This is a genomic window from Cellulosimicrobium sp. MI9406 (assembly GCF_040595865.1).
Taxonomy (GTDB): domain Bacteria; phylum Actinomycetota; class Actinomycetes; order Actinomycetales; family Cellulomonadaceae; genus Cellulosimicrobium; species Cellulosimicrobium funkei.
Window position 1 is genome coordinate 1 of record NZ_JALIZI010000005.1, and the last position, 17,147, is coordinate 17,147.

Consider the following 17,147-nt stretch of genomic DNA (forward strand, 5'->3'; position numbering starts at 1 on the left):
TGATCGACCGGCAACCCCACGTACTCGTCCAGCATGAACGCCCGCACCCCCGCGAACGACAACCCCTCCTGCACATGACGCCGCACCAGCTCGTCGTACACCTTCAACGGCGACGACCCCGTCGCCAGCCCCAGCACCGCCCCCGGACCCGACCGCACCACCGCCTCCACGGCATCTGCAGCCAGCACCGCCAACCGCTCCGCCGGAGCGATCACGACCTCCATCAGACCCTCGCCTCCTCGGGCACCGTCCGGTGCTCCACCGCGACCACGTCGCCCCTGTCGACCGAGCGGTACGCCGCGTCGATCACGGCGAGCGACGCGCGCGCCTCCTCGATCCCGTAGTCCGGCCGTCCGCCGGCCAGCACCGCCCCGACCACGTGCCGCAGGTACGCCGCCGCGGCGACCTGGCCCGCGTCCGCGGCGATCGTCGTCCGACCGTCCGCGCCGAACCGCGCGACCGCCGGGGCGTCGTCGTCCGCGACGGCGTGGCCGTGCGACCCGAGCAGCCGCACCGACGACGTGGTGGGCGTCCCGCCGGGCGCGAACGGGACGCGCCCGAGGGTGATCGTCGCGGTCACGCCGCGCTCCAGCTCGAGCGTGACGACCGCCGTGTCCTCGACCCCGGCCTCGCGGTGCGGCTCGACGAAGAGCGACCCCGCGAACGCGTGCACCTCGACGGTGCGCAGCCCGGTGAGGTGGTGCGCCGCGTCGGCGCAGTAGCCGAGGAAGTTCAGCAGCTCGCCGCCCCCGGAGAGCGCGCGGTCCACGACGAGGCCCGGGCGCTCGACCGACGTCGCGAAGTGGGCGCCGGACGCGAGGAACTCGAGGTCCAGGTGGCGCGGCAGGCCCACGTGGCCGGCGTCGACCCACGCGCGCAGGCGGCGCAGCGCGGGCGCGTGCGTGCGGTTCACGACGGCGCACGTCCGGCCCGTGCGGGCGGCGAGCGCGACGAGGTGGTCGGCGTCGGCGAGGGTCGTCGCGACGGGCTTGTCGACGAGCACGTCGAGGCCCGCCTCCAGCAGCGCGGCGGCGAGGCGGGCGTGCCGGGTCGGCTCGGCGCACACGACGACGAGGTCCACCGCGCTGCCCAGGGTCTCCGCGACGGACGCGACGTCGGTCACCTCGGCGTACGGCATCCCGGTGCGCTCGGCGACGGCGCGCGAGTCGTCGCGCACCCAGCCGGGCGCGTCCGCCTCCTCGACGACGCCGACGAGCTCGACGCGGTCGTCGGTGGCGAGGAGGCGCAGGTAGTCGGCCGCGTGGCGCACGGCCGACGCGAACGCGACGCGCAGGACGGTGCTCATGCGGCCACCCCCGTGGTCGCGTAGCCAGGGACGTCGGCGACGCGCTCGCGCCGCCCGGAGACGAGCGAGCGCTGCGCGGCGAGCGCGGTCGCGAGCGCGGCCCGCACCTGCGGCGTGGTGACGACGGGCGCCGCGTCGCCGCGCACCACGTCGAGCCAGTGCGCGAGCTGGAGCCCCAGCGCGCCCTCGACGGAGACCGGCGGGGCGGTCGTGGCGTCGGAGTGCAGGCCGTCCTCCTCGGTGGTGGAGTGCGCGAGCGTCCCCTCGGTCCCCACGAGCACGACCCGGCGCACGAGCTCGCCGCGGCGGCGCAGCGCGTAGCAGAGCTCGAGCGTCGCGAGCGCGCCCGACGCCGTGCGGAGCTGCACGTGGAACGAGTCGGGCGACTCCATGTCGGGCGAGAACGTGCGGAAGCCGCGCGCGAAGACCTCGACCGGCTCGTCGTCGAGCAGCCACGTCGCGGCGTCCATGATGTGGGTGCCGTTGTGCACGGGGTGCCCGCCCGAGAGCTCCGGGTCGAGCTGCCAGCCGCGCCACCCGGCGGGCCACGCGTGGCCCGTGTACCAGGAGATGTGCGCGAGCCGCGGGGTGCCGATCTCGCCCCGGCGGGCCGCGGCGGCGAGCGCCGTCACGGCGGGCTGGAAGCGCACGGTCTGCCCGACGACGAGCGTCGTGCCCCGGCCCTCGGTCGCCGCGACCATCGCGTCGAGCTCGGGCAGCGACAGCGCCGCCGGCTTCTCGACCTGGACGTGCTTGCCGGCCTCGCCCGCGGCGATCGTGTCGCGCGCGTGCGTGGGTGTCGCGGTGACGACGTCCACGGCGTGCACGGCGTCGTCCGCGAGCGCCTCGTCGAGGGCGGTCGTCGCCCGGGCACCGGGGACGAGCGCCGCGAGCGCGCGGGTGCGCTCCAGGTCGTGCCCGACGACCCAGCGCACGTCCGCGCCGTCGAGCGCCGCGAGGGCCGTGAGGTGCTCGCGCGCGAACGCCCCGATGCCCACGACGGCGATCCCGACGGGGCGGCGGCTCGACGGTCGCCCGGCCGGGGGGAGGTGCTGGGGTCTCACGCGGTCGTCACCCCGAGTGCCCGGTCGATCGGCTGGTAGTGCGAGGCGACGGCGGCCCGGAACGCGTCGACGTCGCCGGCCTCGGCGGCGTCGAGCATCGCGCCGTGCGCGCGGGCGGTCTGGTCGAGGTCGGCGGCGACGGAGAGCCCGAGCTTGGGGATCACGGCGGTGTGCACGTCCCAGAACGCGGCGACGAGCTGCCCGACGAGCGAGTTGTCGAGCCGCGCGAGCAGGCCGGTGTGGAAGGCCCGGTCCTGGGTGGGGAACGACTGGCCCTGCGACGCCGCGGCGACCATCTCGTCGACGAGGGCGTGCAGCTCGGGGTTCGAGGTCCCGGTGAGGCTCGCGACGATGCGCTCGGCCATGGCGAGGTCGAGGGACTGGCGCACCTCGACGACGTCGCGCAGCGCCCGCAGGTCGTCACCGGGGGAGAGGACGCCGCGGAAGACGAGCGCCTCGACGAGCGCGTCGAGCGACATGCTGCCGACGAACGTGCCGTGCCCGTGGCGGACCTCGACGATGTCGAGGGTCGACAGGGTGCGGATCGCCTCGCGCACGCTCGACCGGGAGACGCCGAGGTGCTCGCACAGCTCGGCCTCGGTGGGGAGCGGATCCCCGGGCCGGAGCCCCTCGCCGAGGATGAAGTCCTTGATCCGGTCGGCGGTGGTGGTCCGCCGCGGTGCGGTCGCACCGGTGCTGCCGGCTCTGGAGGCGTCGAGCGTCGCGAAGCTCCTCCGCCGTGGTGTCGCCATCTTGACCCCTTCGGTTTCTGGTCCTAGTGTCATGCTACACAACGTCAGACATCAGACATCTTCTCTCCGGAAGAGTGTCGGTCTCATGTCAGGAGAACCAATGAAGCTTCACGTCAGCTCACCTCCCCGTCGCCGGGGAGTCGCTGCGGTCGCCGCGGGCGTCGTGCTCGCGCTCGGCCTCGCGGCGTGCTCGGGTGGCGACGCCGCGCAGGACGACCCGACCGAGGGCACCGCCGCCCAGGGCGAGATCGACCAGGACGCCGTGATCGAGGCGGGCATCTCGTACTCCCTCTCCGGTGGTTTCGACCCGATGATCACCACCGGTGCCGTGACAGTAGCCGCGAACTGGCACGTGTTCGAGGGACTCACCGAGCTCGACCCCGCGACGCGCGAGGTCTACGCGGCGCTCGGCACCGACCTCCCGGCGCAGGTCGACGACACCCACTACGAGGTGGACATCCGCGAGGGCGCGGTCTTCCACGACGGCACGCCCGTCACCGTCGACGACGTCGTCTTCAGCTTCGCGCGCGTCCTCGACCCGGCGAGCGAGTCGCTCTACGCCGGCTTCATCGACTTCATCGAGTCCGTGACCCCCGTCGACGACGACACGGTCTCGATCAACCTCAAGTACCCGTTCAGCCTCGTCCCCGAGCGCGTGTCGGTCGTCAAGATCGTCCCGAAGGCGCTCGTGGAGTCCGACTACGAGTCGTTCAACGCCCTGCCCGTCGGCACCGGCCCGTTCAAGATGACCCAGGCGACGCCCGACGACAAGATCACGTTCGAGCGCTTCGACGACTACAACGGCCGTCGTCCCGCGCTGGCCGCCGGCCTCGTGTGGAACCTGCTGTCCGACCCCGCGGCGCGCGTCACCGCGATGAGCTCCGGCACGGTCAGCGCGATCGAGGACGTCCCCTACATCGACGTCCCGACGCTCGAGGGCGCCGTGGACGTCGAGTCGGTCCAGTCGTTCGGCACGCTCTTCATGATGTTCAACACCGACCTGCCCCCGTTCGACGACGTCCGCGTGCGCCAGGCGTTCTTCTATGCGCTCGACATGGACAAGATCATCGACAACGGCCTGCTCGGGAACGGCGCCGCGGCCACGAGCTTCCTGCCGCAGAGCCACCCGAACTACCAGGAGGCGTCGACCGTCTACTCGTACGACCCGGAGAAGGCGAAGTCGCTGCTTGCCGAGGCCGGCGTGAGCGACCTGTCCATCACGCTGCTCACCACCGACACCGGCTGGGTCGCGGACATCGCGCCGCTCATCAAGGAGAACCTCGACGCGATCGGCGTCGACACGACGCTCGACATCGGCCAGTCCGGCGGCCAGTACACCAAGGTCGACAACGGCGACCTGCAGGTCATGGTGGCGCCCGGCGACCCGTCCGTCTTCGGCAACGACCCCGACCTGCTCATGCGCTGGTGGTACGGCGACAACGTGTGGTCGCAGTCGCGCTACCGCTGGAACGACGACCCGAAGTTCGCCGAGCTCCAGGGCATCCTCGACGCCGCCGTCCGCACGTCGGGCGACGAGCAGCAGGAGCTGTGGAACCAGGCGTTCGACCTGATCTCCACCGAGGTGCCGCTCTACCCGCTGCTGCACCGCAAGCTGCCGACCGCGTGGGACGGCGACACGCTCTCCGGCTTCAAGCCGCTGCCCATCACGGGCCTGTCGTTCCTCGACGCCGGCCTCGTCAAGTAGCCGCGGGCGCGTAGCCCTCGGCGCCGACCGACCCCGGGCCCCTCGCCCGCCCCGGCGAGGGGCCCGGTACCCGCCCGGCACCCAGAACGGACAGACATGCACCGCACCCCCGACGCACCAGGAGGTCGACCATGAGCGCGCTGCTGCGACTCGTCGGACGCCGCCTCCTGCAGCTGCCGATCATGATCCTCGGCATCACGTTCCTCGTGTTCCTCGTGATGTCGTTCTCGCAGGTCGACCCCGCGATCCAGGCCCTCGGCGAGGGTGCCTCGGTCGAGGCGCGCGAGGCGTACCGCGAGGCCAACGGGCTCAACGACCCGCTCCTCGTCCGGTACGTCGCGTTCCTCGGCGGCCTCCTGCACGGGGACCTCGGCACGTTCAGCGCACGCCAGGTGCCCGTGGCCGACGAGGTCGCGCGCGCCCTGCCGATCACCCTGCAGCTCACGCTCATGGGCCTCGTCATCGCCGTCGTGGCCGCGCTCGTCATGGGCATCCTCGCGGCGCTCTACCGCGACCGCTGGCCCGACAAGGCGATCCGCGTCGTGTCCGTCGCGTCCCTCGCGACGCCGTCGTTCTGGCTCGCGGTGCTGCTCATCCAGGTCGTCACGCTGAGCGCCGGGTGGCTGCCCGCGAGCGGGCCCCTGCCCGACCCGTCCGAGGACCTCGGCGGCTATCTCGCGCGCATGACGCTGCCCGCGCTCGCGCTCGCGATCCCCGTCGTCGGCCAGCTCACGCGCGTCGTGCGCACGTCCGTGGTCGAGGAGCTCGACAAGGACTACGTCCGTACCGCGATCGGCGCGGGCATCCCGCGCCACGTCGTCGTGGGGCGCAACGTGCTGCGCAACGCGCTCATCACCCCGATCACGGTCCTCGGCCTGCGCGTCGGCTACCTCATCGGCGGCGCCGTCGTCATCGAGATCATCTTCGCGCTGCCCGGCATGGGCACGCTCATCCTCAACGGCGTCACCAACAACGAGCCCAACCTCGTGCAGGGCGTGACCCTCACCGTGGCGCTCGCGTTCGTGCTCATCAACATCGTGGTCGACATGCTCTACGTGCTCGTCAACCCGCGGATCAGGACGGTGTGACGTGCGCCGACAGCTCACCGAACGACTCTCGACCCCCGGGCTGCGCCTGCGCGCGCTGCCCCTCGGGTCCAAGATCTCCCTCGCGTTCGTGCTCCTCGTGGCGCTCGCGGCCGTCTTCGCGCCGCTCGTCGCGAGCCACGACCCGCTCGCCACCGGCACGCCCGTCCAGCCCCCGAGCGCGGAGAGCTGGTTCGGCACCGACCGCCAGGGGCGCGACATCTTCTCCCGCGTCGTCTACGGCGCGCGGTACTCGCTCGTCATCGGCCTCGGGGCCACCGCCATCGCGCTCGCCGCGGCCGCCGTGCTCGGCGCAGTCGCCGCGACGGCCCGCAAGAGCGTCTCCGAGACCCTCATGCGCGTGCTCGACATCGTCATGTCGTTCCCCGGCATCGCGCTGGCCGCCGTGTTCGTCTCGGTCTTCGGCCGCTCGCTGCCCGTGCTCGTGCTGACGATCGCGTTCCTCTACACGCCGCAGCTCACGCGCGTCGTGCGGGCCAACATCCTCGACCAGTACGGCGAGGACTACGTCGCCGCGACCCGCGTCATGGGCGCCCGCACGGCCTGGATCCTCGCCAAGCACGTCGCCCGCAACTGCGCGGCGCCCGTGCTCGTGTTCACCACCGTGCTCGTGGCCGACGCGATCGTCTTCGAGGCGTCGCTGTCCTTCATCCAGGCGGGCGTGCCCGACCCGGAGCCCTCGTGGGGCAACATCATCGCCGCCGGCCGCGACCTCGTCATGGGCGGCTACTGGTGGGCGACGTTCTTCCCCGGCCTGGCCATCATGCTCACCGTCCTGTGCCTCAACATCCTGTCCGAGGGCATGACGGACGCGATGGTCGCCGCCCCGCGGGCGACGCGCGCCACCCCGGCGAAGGCCCTCGCGACCGACTCCGACGACGCGGCCGTTGCCGCGGAGCTCACCGCGATGGACGCCGACGAGCCGGTCGAGACGGCGGACGAGGCACGCCTCGCCGAGTCCGAGCCGGTCGTGCCGGACGTCGAGCCGCAGGTCGCGCACGTCGGGCGGGCCGTGCCCCTCGCCTCGCGCCTCGCCACGCTGCGCGCCGCCGAGGCGGCCCGCACGGACCGGCCCGTGTACGACGGCGACGCCGAGCCCCTGCTCGAGGTGCGCAACCTGTCCATCCGCTTCCCGCGCCACGGGGACGTCGCGGTCGTCGACGACGTCTCGTTCTCCGTGCGGCCCGGCGAGACGATGGCGCTGGTCGGCGAGTCCGGCTGCGGCAAGTCGATCACCTCGCTCGCCGTCATGGGCCTGCTGGACCCCTCCGCGCAGATCAGCGGCGAGATCCGCTACGGCGGCAAGGACCTGCTCGCGATGGGCAACCGCGAGCGCGCGGCGCTGCGCGGCACCGAGATCGCGATGATCTACCAGGACGCGCTGAGCTCGCTCAACCCGTCGATGCTCGTCCGTGCGCAGATGAAGCAGCTCACGCGCCGCGGCGGGACCCGCACGGCCGAGGAGCTCCTCGAGCTCGTGGGCCTCGACCCGGAGCGCACGCTCAAGAGCTACCCGCACGAGCTCTCCGGCGGGCAGCGCCAGCGCGTGCTCATCGCCATGGCCCTCACGCGCGACCCGAAGCTGGTCATCGCGGACGAGCCGACGACGGCGCTCGACGTCACCGTCCAGGCCCAGGTCGTCGCGCTGCTCGACGAGCTGCGCGTCAAGCTCGGCTTCGCGATGGTGTTCGTCAGCCACGACCTCGCGCTCGTCGCGCAGATCGCGCACCGCATCACGGTCATGTACGCGGGCCAGGTCGTCGAGCAGGCGCCGACGAGCGAGCTGCTCACCGACCCCCGCCACGAGTACACGCAGGGCCTGCTCGGCGCGGTGCTCTCGATCGAGCAGCGCTCCACGCGCCTGCACCAGATCCCCGGCACCGTCCCGTCGCCGCGCGACTTCCCGACGGGCGACCGGTTCGCGCCGCGCTCGTCGCGCCCCGACCGCGGTCTCGACGTGCGGCCCGTGCTGCGCGCCGTGGACGCCGACGGGCAGCACCTCGTCGCGATGCCGCCGGACGAGCCGGTCGGCGCCGTCGCGGGCGGTGGCCCCGCCCCGATCACCACCGGAGGGACGCGATGAGCGCCACCGACCAGACCCCGACCGCCGCGGAGCGGGGGTCCGCGACCGACCGCGACACCCCCGTCGTCGAGCTGCGCGGCGTGCACGTCGTCTTCAAGGCCCGCACGGGCACGCTCTTCAAGGCCAACCGGGTGCACGCCGTGAACGACGTCAGCGTCGCGGTCCGCCGCGGCAGCACGCTCGGGATCGTCGGCGAGTCCGGCTCGGGCAAGTCGACCATGGCGAAGGTGCTCGTCGGGCTGCAGGCGCCGACGTCCGGCGAGATCCGCTTCCGCGGGCAGCCGGTCGACAAGTACACGACGCGCGTGCGGCGCGACGTCGGGCGGGTCGTGTCCGTCGTCTTCCAGGACCCGGCCACCGCGCTCAACGCCCGCATGCGCGTGCGGGACGCGCTGCGCGACCCGCTCGACGTGCACCGCGTCGGCGACGCGGCGTCGCGCGAGGCGCGCGTCCGCGAGCTCGTGCACCTCGTCGGGCTGCCCGAGTCGGCGCTCGACGCGCTGCCCGGCCAGCTCTCCGGCGGGCAGCGGCAGCGCGTCGCGATCGCTCGCGCCCTCGCGCTCGCGCCGGACGTGATCGTCGCCGACGAGCCCACGTCCGCGCTCGACGTGTCCGTGCGTGCCCAGATCCTCAACCTGCTCGCCGACCTCAAGGCCACGCTCGACCTGGGGATGGTCTTCATCTCGCACGACATCCAGACGGTGCGCCACGTCTCCGACGAGATCGTCGTCATGCAGGGCGGCCGCATCGTCGAGTCGGGCCCCGCCGCGCGCGTGCTCGACGACCCGCAGGACGACTACACCCGCACCCTGCTCGGCGCGGCGCCCGCGCTCCTGTGAGCGCCGCCGCGCCCCGCCCGACACCGGGCACCACCCCGACCACCACACCGCTGAACCCAGAACCGGAGCTCCTCGTGACCACCCCCTTCCGCGGGATCGTCCCGCCCGTCCTCACCCCGCTCACGACCGAGGGCGAGGTCGACGTCGCGTCCCTCGAGCGTCTCGTGGACCACCTCGTCACCGAGGGCGTGCACGGCCTGTTCGTGCTCGGGTCGACCGGCGAGGTCGCCTACCTCACCGATGCGCAGCGCGACGTCGTCGTGCGGACCGTCGTGCGCACGGCCGCGGGCCGCGTGCCCGTCATGGGCGGCGCCATCGACCTGACGACGGCGCGCGTCGTGGAGCAGGCGAAGGCGCTCGTGGCGGGCGGGGTGGACGCGGTCGTCGCCACGGCCCCCGTCTACGCGCTCAACGACCTCGACGAGATCGAGCGCCACCTGCGCGCCGTCGCGGCCGCCGTCGACGTGCCGCTCTTCGCGTACGACATCCCCGTGCGCGTGCGGACGAAGCTGCCCGCGGACCTCCTCGTCCGGCTCGGCACCGAGGGCGTCCTCGCGGGCGTCAAGGACTCGTCGGGCGACGACGTCGCGTTCCGCCGCCTCGTCGCCGCCAACGCGGCGGCCGGCTCGCCCCTCGCGCTCTTCACAGGGCACGAGGTCGTGGTCGACGGGATGCTGCTGCTCGGCGCCGACGGCGTCGTGCCGGGCCTCGCGAACGTCGACGCGGGCGGCTACGTGCGCCTGTGGGACCTCGCCCAGGCGGGGAAGTGGGACGATGCCCGGATGGAGCAGGACCGTATCGCCGCGCTGTTCGAGATCGTGTTCCAGGCACGCGGCCGCTCGGGCGACGCCGCGGGCGTCGGGGCGTTCAAGGTGGCCGCGCAGCGCCAGGGGCTCATCGAGACCGCGACGCTCGCGTACCCCGTCGAGCCGCTCGCGGACGACGTCGCCGCGCGCGTCGAGGAGATCACGCGCGCCGCGGGGCTCCTGCGTGGCTGACGCCTCCCCGGTCGCCGCGTCGCCGACGGTCGTCGTCGGCGTCGACCTCGGCGGCACCAAGACGGCCGCGGCGACCGTCGCGGCCGACGGGACCCTCGGTCCCGTGCTCGCCGTGCCGACCCCGGCCGCGGGCGGCCCCGACGCGGTGCTCGACGCCGTCGCCGGGGTCGTGCGCGAGGTCGTCGCCGCGCTGCCGGGCGCGGCGCGCCTGCGCGCGCTCGGGGTCGGCACGGCCGGGGTGGTGGACGTCGGTCGCGGCGTGATCGTCTCCGCGACCGACACCCTGCCCGGCTGGCCCGGGACCGACGTCGCGGGCGGCCTGCGCCGCCGGCTCGCCGACCTCGCGGCGGACGCCGACCTGCCCGTGTTCGTCGAGAACGACGTCGACGCGCACGCCGCGGGCGAGGTGTGGCGCGGCGCCGCCGCGGGCGCGCGCAGCGCGCTGCTCGTCGCCGTCGGGACCGGGGTGGGGGGCGCCGTCGTGCTCGACGGGCGTCCCCTGCGCGGCGCGCACCACGTCGCGGGGGAGCTGGGGCACGTGCCCGTCCCCGGCGCCGAGCTCCTGCGCTGCCCGTGCGGACGCACCGGCCACCTGGAGGCCATCGGGGCGGGCCCGGCCGTCCACCGCCGCTACCTCGCGCTCGGCGGGGACGCGACCAGCCCCGACACGCGCGACGTCGTCGCCCGGGCCGACGCGGGCGACGAGCTCGCGGCCTCGGTCGTGCGCGACGCCGCCCGGGCCGTGGGCCGCGCCGTCGCCGGGGTCGTCACCGTGCTCGACCCGGAGGTGGTCGTCGTCGGCGGCGGCATGGCCGGAGCGGGCGACCTGTGGTGGTCCGCGCTCGAGGACGCGCTGCGCGCGGAGGTCGTCGACGTGCTCGCCGACCTCCCCCTGCGGCCCGCCGCGCTCGGGAACGTCGCGGCGGTCGTCGGCGCGGCGCGCGGCGCGTGGAACCTGCTGGACGACCGCACGACCGACGGAGGGGCGCGATGAGCGCGGAGCAGCACGACCGGACCCCGTGGACGCGCGACCGCGTCCTCGACGCGATGCGCGGACGCCTCACGGTGTCCTGCCAGGCCTACCCCGGCGAGCCCCTGCGCGACCCGCGCACGACGGCGCAGATGGCGCGCGCCGTCGTCGCCGGGGGCGCGGCCGCCGTCCGCGTCCAGGGCCTGGACGACGTCGCGGCCGTCGTCGCGGCGGTCGACGTGCCCGTCGTCGGGCTGTGGAAGGACGGCGACGGCGGGGTCTTCATCACCCCGACCCTCCGGCACGCCGTCGCGGTCGCGGACGCTGGCGCGCACGTCGTCGCGCTCGACGGCACGCGCCGGCCGCGCCCCGACGGACTCACGCTCGCCGAGACCGTCGCGCGCCTGCGCGAGACGACCGACGCGCTCGTCATGGCGGACTGTGGGTCGCTCGACGACGCGCTCGCCGCCCAGGACGCGGGCGTCGACCTGCTCGGCACGACCCTTTCCGGCTACACCGGCGAGCGGCCCCGGACCGACGGACCCGACCTCGCGCTCGTCGACGAGATGGTCGCCGCCTGCACCCTCCCGGTCGTCGTCGAAGGGCGCGTGCACACCCCCGCCCAGGCCGCCGAGGCGATGGCGCACGGTGCGTTCGCCGTGTGCGTGGGCACGGCGATCACCCACCCGACGACACTGACGTCCTGGTTCGTCGACGCGGTGGCGCCGCCCGCCTGACCCGGTGGGTGCCGGGGCGGCGACGCGTCGCCCCGGCTCCGCGTGCTGCGCAACCCCGGCGCGAGCGCGGACTGCGCGGCGTGCGACCTCGCCGGGCTGCGGGCGATCCACCGGTAACCGGCGCCCCGCTGTCACGCGAGAGTCTGCACGCCACCATCGCGAACCCGGCCTGGTTCTTCACCCCCGGGATGCCGACCCCGATGCGCGAGGAGCTGCACGCGCTCCTCCTCGGCTTCGTGCCACGATGGAGAACGAGGTCGCGCACGACAAGTGCGCGATCGTCCTCGCCGTGCCGCCCGGGGCCGGCAAGTCGCGGATCCTGGGAGGGCTGATCGGTGAGCCCGGTAGCGAGAGCCAGCGCAAGTGGCTTGAAGTCGATCCAGACGAGATCAAGATTCAGCTACTGGACGCGGCCGCCGCCGACGGGTCCTACGGGAACTTCATCAAGCCGGCCTCGGTGCGCGAGCTCGAGGCCCAGGGAGGAGCGGCTCTTCCCGCTCGACTTCGCCGCCCTCGTGCACAAAGAGTCCTCCGCGCTGGCCAAGGTCGTGCACGAGGAAGCGATCCGCGCCGGCGCCAACGTCGTCATCGACTCGGTCCTGTCCAAGCCGGACGCCGCCGTCGAGCCCGGGCATCAGCTCGAGCGCGCCGGCTACCTCGTCGACGTCGTCGATGTCGAGGTGCCCTACGACGTCGCGGCCGCCAGAATCGCCCAACGCTGGCGCGACGACTACACCCTGGCGCTCCAGGGAGACCCCGAGTACCGCCACGGCGGCCGCTGGGTCCCCGAGGACTACGCACGCAGCGTGTACCCGGAGGAGGGAACCCGCGCGATCTCCCAAGAGTCGGCTGAGCGCCTGGCGCACGAGTGCACCAACGTCGTTAGCTTCCGCCGCTACTGGACGCCGGCGGGTGACCGGCCGCGGGTCACGGAGTCGGATCGAGTCCGACACGGTGGCGGACTGATCGAGCGCCGGGCTGCGGAGGTTCCCGGACTGCGGGCGCGAGCTTTCCTGTTCCACCGCGGAGGGGGCGGCGCAGCGGCCGGAACCCTGAATCGCGCGGCACCGAACGGTAGACGCGGCGTAGGTGAGGCGGGCCCCCGAGATCAGCTCCCGCCCTGCTGCCGCGGGTCTGGATTGGGCTCTTCGCCCAGGCCAGCGAGGGCATTGGCTGCCTTCTGCTTCTCGGAAGGCGTGGGATCGACCTCGGTCCAGAAGGTATCGACAGCATTGATGTCGAACAGCATGCGCGCATGCGTATGCATGAGGGGCGTTGAGAACCTGTATTGCCCCCCGAGCGTCTTCCGAATGACCGCGCCTCGGTCATCCCCCTGAAGGCGCACAAGGTATGTCGTGAGATTACCTGATGGGTAGTCCGGCTCGGTTTCTCGGATCTTCAGATAAAGCTCGTTGTGCGTCGCGCCAGATTCTCCGAAACTAGCCAGGGCGCTGAGGATCAGCGCGTAGTTGTCGAACTTGCGCTTTCGCTGGACGACCGCCAGCGCCTTCTCGAACGCCTCGCGCACCTGGGGGGCGCGGGTCCGTCCGTAGGAGCGCTTAGCTGCTTCCAGAGCCGCCGGGGTTACCTGGACGCTTTCGGCCGCGGGCTCTTCGATGCCGAGTTCCTGGCACGACATGAAAGCTAGGGCGTGGGTGACGCTGGCGAGACCGACGGAGTGTCGGATGATCTCGGTACGGACCTTGGAGAAGTCCACGTTCAGGAGCTCGGAGCCAGTGTCGAGGATTGCGCCCAGCTCCTCGGGCGTCAGCGGGGGGACTTCGATGGAAACGAGCCTCCCGGGGAGGTTCGCCGGGCTTCCCCAGACTTCGGCAGGGGTGTTTGCCGCGCCGAGTACGACGATGGTCGTCTTCGGAAACTCCTGGCTCATGTCCGAGAACACCTTTAGAGCGTGGGCCAGGCTCTCCTTGGTTTTGTCGCTCACCTTGTGGAAGTCATCGATGATCCACGAGACGCCCGCCGCGCCGAGGCGGCGCGCGAGGTGCTCAGCGGTCCGCGGGGCTTCCACCACCGGGGAGTACGACTTCTCGTTGTTGACGGTCCAAGACGCATGCGACTCGGCCCCGGCCACTCCGGGGGCTCCGACCGAGCCTTTGGCTCCCACTGTTGCTTCGTCGGTCTGCCGCACGCCTGTCGTCGCGTTGGCCCCGATCTGGTGGAACGCCGAGGTCAGCACATCTTCGTATGAGGTGACGGCGTCACAGCTCGTCACGATGCGCCTCCGGCCGAGGTCTGCCATCACCCGGTGCGCGAGGGACGACTTGCCGGCGCCCGATTCTCCGTAGACCACGATCTGGGTGCCGGGCGTCTTGAGCGCTGTTCGGAGGTCTTGCTCCGGTCCTTCGCGCTTGACGTAGGCCTGGTTGGCGGGCCGGCTGGGAGTGAAGACCGTGTCGAGCCTGACCTGCGGAGAGGCAACACCAGGCGCCGGGCTCGGTTGCTTCTTCCAGCGTCGCCAGAAGGCAAGCACGCTCCAGTTAATCGCCATCTTGCCCCTCGTCGGTCCCGTCGGATCGGACCATCATCCCAGGTCTGCGGGCTGGTAGAGGTGCGTGCTCGTGAGATGCGAGTCCCGGGCTCCATGCGGGCGGTCCCGCGGTCCCGCGCGCTCATGCGCTATTGCTATCGGCCTTCACCCGCCATATATGGCCGGCCTGGAAGTACAGAACCAGGGTGATAGCGGCGAAGGTCGCCGGTTCCGCGTCGGCGCCGCTCACTCCGAGAGGAACCTCTGGGTCATCGGTCCCGTGATGGTCGAACTCGCTGCGCCACACCATTCCCATCAGGTGATGGAGCGTGTCGCGGGAGTCGTTGTGCTCGTCACCGTCGAGTCGGACGCGGAAGTTCGAGCGGCCCGTACGAAGGTTGCCCATCAGCTTCCCGAGAGTCGCGTCGTCGTCATCGGGAGCGAGCGTGCTCTTACCCGCTGCTTCGATCGCCTTCACCGCGTGCCAGTAGGCCCCGCTTGGATCCGGGTGGAGGCCGTAGAGCTTGGCCCAGGCCAGCCGCAGGTGTTCTCCAGCCCGCCGTCGTGGCCCTGAAGCAGCCAGATGCGCCGCAGAGTCGGCGGTCGGTGATACCTCCCGGCGGAGGCCGTAGCAGCCACGACCGTTCTCGTCCGTGTCGAGGACCGCGACGCGCCAGATGGATTGAGCGGCTTCAAAGTAACTGCTCGACATCCGGCGACGCTCAACCCCGCGAGTCATCTGGGTTCGCGTGGGGTAGAACAGTTCCAGCCAGTCCCGCAGCAACCGACGACCATGCTCGTTGAACGTCGTGCGCGGCTTGAGCCACTCATCGATGGGAGCCCACCCCTCCCGGACCGGCAGCGGGAGCATCCAATCTGCAACTTGCTGATCGTCGACGGTGTCGCCCTCGTCACTCATGCGAGGAAGGCCACGCGGCAGCAGGAAGGAGCGGCTCGACGCTGCGCTCCTTTCACCCGTTGCCAACGGCAGCGGGCATTGCCTGACCGGCGCGATCGTCGGCCTCGCCGCGAGACGCGAGCTCGTGCATCCCATGCAGCCCGCACGGACCGGGAGCGGTGGACCTATTGCGGATACGGTTGCTCGAGACGTCTGGTCTCGCCCGGAAGGTTCCGAAGTGGAACGCATCAGCCCGCGCCCTGCGCGCCGCTCGTCGACTACTGCTCCTGCCGACGCAGGGAGCAGCCAGGAATGAGTCCATCTGGTGGGATAAGAGACGAGCCCATCGAGGTTCTGGGCAAGTGGTGGCTACCTGAGACACCCGACCACAAGGTCAACGGTGTCCTGACCTTCACCGAGGAAGACGGAGCGCGCCTGCAACTCAATGACGCCCTGCGTCCTAACGCGGAGGTCGTCTGGGACGACACACAACCCGACGGCACCCGCGTCGGGCACGTGACCAGTCAGTCGCTCCAGCACGCCGGTACGTACCCGCGCATCGTTGGCCGCGCCGACAATGAGTCCTACACGCTCGAGGACTGCTTCCGAACCCGATTGCGCGGCTCCCTGGGACTCGGCGACGCCGCCGAGACAGTCCATGTCAACGCAGTTCTCCGTGGGATCGAGTTCGAGGCCGACGAGGCGTTCGAGTTCACCTCCGCCACCGTCTCCCTCACGCAGCTCACGGCCTGGAGCGGCATCAACGGCATCACCGTCGAGCACCACCGGGTCGCGCCAGGCGCCAACGATTCGCCCACACCGTTCGTTACCGTCACAGCGAGCACGGTGCCAACGCTGGAGGTTCCGTTCGACGGTGGGTCTGTGAGACTTCTGCATCGGATGTCGGCAAGTCCACAGATCCCCAACGTCATGACGATCACCCAACAGGCCCGCGTTCAGGTGACTTTCGATGGTGAGGAGCTGCGGCCGCTACCGGATTTCGTCGCGCGGGTGAACGACGTGCAGGACCTCGTCACGATTGCGACGGGTACGACCGCCGCGAAGCACCACTTCCAGCTGACCCATCCTGACACCGGCGGCCCGCCCGCCGACTACTTCGTCCGGTGGAACAACCGAGCCACCACAGACACGTACCTTCACTCCACCGAGATGCTCTTCACCCTCGCCGATCTTGGGACGGACGGCCTCGCGGCATGGCTCAAGACCGCCACGACCTTCCAGTCCGAACTGCGACGCATCACCGCCACCAAGTACCAACCGTCGATGTTCCTCGAGGACAGGGCAACCAATCTCATGGCCGCGCTCGACTCACTCACGCGCCATGGGAAGAAGAAGCCCGGCAACTTCGGTCCCCGCATCACCGCTGCAATTCACGAAGTGGGCGAACCGTTCCTCACGCTCATTGGTGGCGATGTTGCCGGATGGACCGAGCACGCGAAGCAGCGGCGCAACGACCTCGCACACCACAACGTAGGAGTGCTCGAGACGTCGTCTAGCTCCGTGCAGCTCACCCGCGAGATGTACTGGCTCACCGTGCTGCTGCTGCTGCGTCGTGCCGGAGCACCCGCGGCGGTCTTCGACAAGATTGGCCGTTCGAGCGAGTTTACCTTTCTCGCCGAACAGCACGCGGCACAGCGAGCCGCCGCACCGCCGTCGTAGCCTCGAGCACCACGACGACGGCTACGCGCCGCAGGTTGGCTCGACCGGTGGTGGTGGGATCGTCTCGCCGGTGAACGTCAGCAGCAGGTAGATGACGAGGGCGACAGCGAGAATGACGGCCACGATTTTGCCCACGTGCCTTGGGCGCGCGATAAGAAGCCCGACGACGGTCGGTGCGACCAGCATCACGATCGACTCTGCATACCCCTGAGCCGCTGTGTGGCGGCACATGTCAGGGATAGGCCCCGACTCGCGACAGTTGCCGTTCTTGAAGTCGGTCGCGACGGCGAAGGTGATCACTATCGGGATGAACAGTGCGACGGTGCCGCCGAGGGCAACGATCGAGCCGAGCAGCGCACGCCACCACGGAACCCGCAGCGCTGTGGTCTGCAGAGCTTCTGCCAGTGAGCTCACCACCGGAGTGTTCCATCGCGCGACGCGCACCATGGGACGCCTCCCGAGGTTACGTGCATCAGATGCACGAAACCTGCGGTGATCTGCGGCAACACGGCAAGAGCCGG

General features: G+C 71.6%; 14 protein-coding genes and 2 pseudogenes. 9 read left to right on the top strand and 7 right to left on the bottom strand.

What is annotated here, in order from left to right:
* The 4 genes and pseudogenes from MT994_RS10290 to MT994_RS10305 all read right to left on the bottom strand — a co-directional run.
* Window positions 1-224: pseudogene (locus MT994_RS10290) on the bottom strand (glucosamine-6-phosphate deaminase); the annotation flags it as partial.
* Window positions 224-1,306 (bottom strand): Gfo/Idh/MocA family oxidoreductase, encoded by a 1,083-nt coding sequence (locus MT994_RS10295; protein ID WP_354806139.1) that lies wholly within the window; start codon window positions 1,304-1,306, stop codon window positions 224-226. The gene MT994_RS10295 and the pseudogene MT994_RS10290, both read right to left, overlap by 1 nt.
* Window positions 1,303-2,370 (bottom strand): Gfo/Idh/MocA family oxidoreductase, encoded by a 1,068-nt coding sequence (locus MT994_RS10300; protein WP_354806140.1) that lies wholly within the window; start codon window positions 2,368-2,370, stop codon window positions 1,303-1,305. The genes MT994_RS10295 and MT994_RS10300 overlap by 4 nt, the downstream gene beginning before the upstream one ends.
* Window positions 2,367-3,122, bottom strand: coding sequence for a GntR family transcriptional regulator (locus tag MT994_RS10305; RefSeq protein WP_021481961.1), 756 nt, complete (start codon window positions 3,120-3,122; stop codon window positions 2,367-2,369). Before MT994_RS10305 ends, MT994_RS10300 begins: the two co-directional genes overlap by 4 nt.
* Before the next feature lie 100 nt (window positions 3,123-3,222).
* Between MT994_RS10305 and MT994_RS10310 the strand changes: the two genes are divergently transcribed.
* The 8 genes and pseudogenes from MT994_RS10310 to MT994_RS10345 form a co-directional block, all read left to right on the top strand.
* Window positions 3,223-4,827: an ABC transporter substrate-binding protein gene (locus MT994_RS10310; protein WP_354806141.1), complete on the top strand. Its 1,605-nt coding sequence runs from the start codon at window positions 3,223-3,225 to the stop codon at window positions 4,825-4,827.
* Between the two features lie 131 nt (window positions 4,828-4,958).
* On the top strand, window positions 4,959-5,915 hold the full coding sequence (locus MT994_RS10315; RefSeq protein ID WP_021481963.1) for an ABC transporter permease: 957 nt from the start codon (window positions 4,959-4,961) through the stop codon (window positions 5,913-5,915).
* 1 nt (window position 5,916) lies between these two features.
* The gene (locus MT994_RS10320) at window positions 5,917-8,016 is read left to right on the top strand and encodes an oligopeptide/dipeptide ABC transporter ATP-binding protein (protein WP_354806142.1); all 2,100 of its coding nucleotides are present in this window, start codon (window positions 5,917-5,919) and stop codon (window positions 8,014-8,016) included.
* Window positions 8,013-8,855, top strand: coding sequence for an ATP-binding cassette domain-containing protein (locus tag MT994_RS10325; RefSeq protein ID WP_354806143.1), 843 nt, complete (start codon window positions 8,013-8,015; stop codon window positions 8,853-8,855). The genes MT994_RS10320 and MT994_RS10325 overlap by 4 nt, the downstream gene beginning before the upstream one ends.
* A gap of 74 nt (window positions 8,856-8,929) precedes the next feature.
* Window positions 8,930-9,853, top strand: coding sequence for a dihydrodipicolinate synthase family protein (locus tag MT994_RS10330; protein WP_354806145.1), 924 nt, complete (start codon window positions 8,930-8,932; stop codon window positions 9,851-9,853).
* Entirely contained in the window at window positions 9,846-10,847 is a 1,002-nt protein-coding gene (locus MT994_RS10335) for an ROK family protein (protein WP_354806147.1), read from the top strand. The genes MT994_RS10330 and MT994_RS10335 overlap by 8 nt, the downstream gene beginning before the upstream one ends.
* Window positions 10,844-11,560, top strand: a complete 717-nt coding sequence (locus MT994_RS10340; RefSeq protein ID WP_354806148.1) for an N-acetylmannosamine-6-phosphate 2-epimerase — start codon at window positions 10,844-10,846, stop codon at window positions 11,558-11,560. Before MT994_RS10335 ends, MT994_RS10340 begins: the two co-directional genes overlap by 4 nt.
* Before the next feature lie 335 nt (window positions 11,561-11,895).
* Window positions 11,896-12,360, top strand: a pseudogene (locus tag MT994_RS10345) (zeta toxin family protein); the annotation flags it as partial.
* 308 nt (window positions 12,361-12,668) lie between these two features.
* On the opposite strand, the gene MT994_RS10350 reads toward MT994_RS10345, so the two are convergent.
* Together MT994_RS10350 and MT994_RS10355 are read right to left on the bottom strand one after the other, a co-directional pair.
* On the bottom strand, window positions 12,669-14,069 hold the full coding sequence (locus MT994_RS10350) for an ATP-binding protein (protein ID WP_157446543.1): 1,401 nt from the start codon (window positions 14,067-14,069) through the stop codon (window positions 12,669-12,671).
* A 121-nt stretch (window positions 14,070-14,190) separates the two neighbouring features.
* Window positions 14,191-14,967 carry a hypothetical protein gene (locus MT994_RS10355; RefSeq protein WP_354806150.1) on the bottom strand — a complete coding sequence of 259 codons (777 nt, stop codon included), beginning with the start codon at window positions 14,965-14,967 and terminating at the stop codon, window positions 14,191-14,193.
* Window positions 14,968-15,258: 291 nt separating this feature from the next.
* On the opposite strand from MT994_RS10355, the gene MT994_RS10360 reads away from it, so the two are divergent.
* Window positions 15,259-16,626 carry a hypothetical protein gene (locus tag MT994_RS10360; RefSeq protein ID WP_354806151.1) on the top strand — a complete coding sequence of 456 codons (1,368 nt, stop codon included), beginning with the start codon at window positions 15,259-15,261 and terminating at the stop codon, window positions 16,624-16,626.
* 21 nt (window positions 16,627-16,647) lie between these two features.
* Here the strand turns inward: MT994_RS10360 and MT994_RS10365 are convergent, their stop codons facing one another.
* On the bottom strand, window positions 16,648-17,040 hold the full coding sequence (locus MT994_RS10365; protein ID WP_157446541.1) for a hypothetical protein: 393 nt from the start codon (window positions 17,038-17,040) through the stop codon (window positions 16,648-16,650).
* Window positions 17,041-17,147 lie beyond the last annotated feature (107 nt).